This is a genomic window from Microcystis sp. M061S2 (assembly GCF_020245605.1).
Taxonomy (GTDB): Bacteria; Cyanobacteriota; Cyanobacteriia; order Cyanobacteriales; family Microcystaceae; genus Microcystis.
On sequence record NZ_JADBUP010000052.1, the window covers coordinates 2,501 to 5,191 of the forward strand.

The 2,691-nt window shown below is 53.8% G+C and carries 2 rRNA genes (1 of these 2 running past the window's edge); both read left to right on the plus strand.

The annotated features are described in order from the left end of the window. Positions 1 to 2,506 (plus strand): 23S ribosomal RNA (locus IM475_RS09940) (it extends 374 nt beyond the left edge of the window). Between the two features lie 55 nt (positions 2,507 to 2,561). Beyond that, positions 2,562 to 2,679 (plus strand): 5S ribosomal RNA (gene rrf, locus IM475_RS09945). The last annotated feature ends 12 nt before the right edge of the window (positions 2,680 to 2,691 follow it).

Genomic DNA, 2,691 nt, shown 5'->3' on the forward strand with positions numbered 1-2,691 from the left:
AGCTTAACTGCATCCCGAGTAGCATGGGGCACGTGAAATCCCGTGTGAATCTGCCTCGACCACGAGGTAAGGCTAAATATTCCCGTGTGACCGATAGAGAAACAGTACCGCGAGGGAAAGGTGAAAAGAACCCCGGAAGGGGAGTGAAATAGAACATGAAACCGTTAGCCTACAAGCAATGGGAGGACGATTGAACGTCTGACCGTGTGCCTGTTGAAGAATGAGCCGGCGACTTACAGGTTATGGCAGGTGAAGGGGGAAGACCCCACAGCCCCAGCGAAAGCGAGTCTGAAGAGGGCGAAGCGTCATAATTTGTAGACCCGAACCCGGGTGATCTAACCATGGCCAGGATGAAGCTTGGGTAAAACCAAGTGGAGGTCCGAACCGACTAATGTTGAAAAATTAGCGGATGAGCTGTGGTTAGGGGTGAAATGCCAATCGAACTCGGAGCTAGCTGGTTCTCCCCGAAATGTGTTGAGGCGCAGCGGTAGTGGAAGTTTAGTCGGGGTAAAGCACTGTTTCGCCGCGGGCTGGGAGACCGGTACCAAGGCGAGGCAAACTCTGAATACGGCTAAAAAAACTACCAGTGAGACGGTGGGGGATAAGCTTCATCGTCAAGAGGGAAACAGCCCAGACCACCAGCTAAGGTCCCCAAATGATAACTAAGTGAGAAAGGAGGTGGGAGTGCATGGACAACCAGGAGGTTTGCCTAGAAGCAGCAATCCTTAAAAGAGTGCGTAATAGCTCACTGGTCAAGCGCTCCTGCGCCGAAAATGAACGGGGCTAAGTTATCTACCGAAGCTGTGGACTACATTGTAGTGGTAGGGGAGCGTTCTATAGGGGGTGAAGCAGTAGCGGCAAGCAGCTGTGGACTCTATAGAAGTGAGAATGTCGGCTTAAGTAGCGAAAATGTGGGTGAGAATCCCACACCCCGAAACCCCAAGGTTTCCTCCGCAAGGCTCGTCCGCGGAGGGTCAGTCAGGACCTAAGGCGAGGCTGAAAAGCGTAGTCGATGGACAACGGGTTAACATTCCCGTACCGATTAATGATTGTGCCGGAGAACGGAGAAGGTCAACGTCAGCTGGATGTTGGTTACCAGTGCAAGCAGTCGAGGCGATGAGAGGTGGTGAAAACACCAGGAGCTAAGACGCGAGTCCCACCTCCCACGGGAGGGAAGTGGCGCTGATCAAGCTTCCTAGAAAAGCCCGAACCACGTTAATCATTAATTGCCTGTACCCGAAACCGACACAGGTGGGGAAGTAGAGAATACTAAGGGGCGCGAGATAACTCTCTCTAAGGAACTCGGCAAAATGACCCCGTAACTTCGGGAGAAGGGGTACCCTCGCAAGAGGGTCGCAGTGAATAGGCCCAGGCGACTGTTTACCAAAAACACAGGTCTCCGCCAAGTCGTAAGACGCAGTATGGGGGCTGACGCCTGCCCAGTGCCGGAAGGTTAAGGAAGTTGGTCAGGAGTAATCTGAAGCTGACGACCGAAGCCCCGGTGAACGGCGGCCGTAACTATAACGGTCCTAAGGTAGCGAAATTCCTTGTCGGGTAAGTTCCGACCCGCACGAAAGGCGTAACGATCTGGGCACTGTCTCGGAGAGAGACTCGGCGAAATAGGATTGTCTGTGAAGATACGGACTACCTGCACCTGGACAGAAAGACCCTATGAAGCTTTACTGTAGCCTGGCATTGGCTTCGGGCTTCGCTTGCGCAGGATAGGTGGGAAGCTTTGAAACTCTCCTCGTGGGGAGAGTGGAGCTAACGGTGAGATACCACTCTGGCGAGGCTAGAATTCTAACCCTGACCCCTAATCGGGGCGGGAGACAGTTTCAGGTGGGCAGTTTGACTGGGGCGGTCGCCTCCTAAAAGGTAACGGAGGCGCGCAAAGGTTCCCTCAGTCCCGTTGGAAATGGGACGATAGAGTGCAAAAGCAGAAGGGAGCTTGACTGTGAGACCCACAAGTCGAACAGGGACGAAAGTCGGCTTTAGTGATCCGACGGCACCGCGTGGAAGGGCCGTCGCTCAACGGATAAAAGTTACTCTAGGGATAACAGGCTGATCTCCCCCAAGAGTTCACATCGACGGGGAGGTTTGGCACCTCGATGTCGGCTCATCGCAACCTGGGGCTGAAGTCGGTCCCAAGGGTTGGGCTGTTCGCCCATTAAAGCGGTACGTGAGCTGGGTTCAGAACGTCGTGAGACAGTTCGGTCCATATCCGGTGTAGGCGTAAGAGCATTGCGAGGAGCCTTCCTTAGTACGAGAGGACCGGGAAGGACGCACCGCTGGTGTACCTGTTATCGTGCCAACGGTAAACGCAGGGTAGCCATGTGCGGAGCGGATAACCGCTGAAAGCATCTAAGTGGGAAGCCCACCTCCAGATGATTGCTCTCATGGCATTAAGCCAGTAAGGTCTCGGGTAGACTACCCGTTGATAGGCTCTAGATGGAAGCTCGGTAACGAGTGCAGTCGAGGAGTACTAACCGACCGAGGGCTTGACCTGATTCTTCTTTCACCACTTTTTTCCTAGCTTTTGCAGTCTTGAGGGTTCTACCCTTCCTGGTGTCTTTAACGTGATGGCACCACTCCGATTCCATCCCGAACTCGGTTGTGAAACTTCACCGTGGCCAAGATACTTGTCGGGTTGCCGACCGGGACAATAGCTCGATGCCAGGATTATTCTTTCCT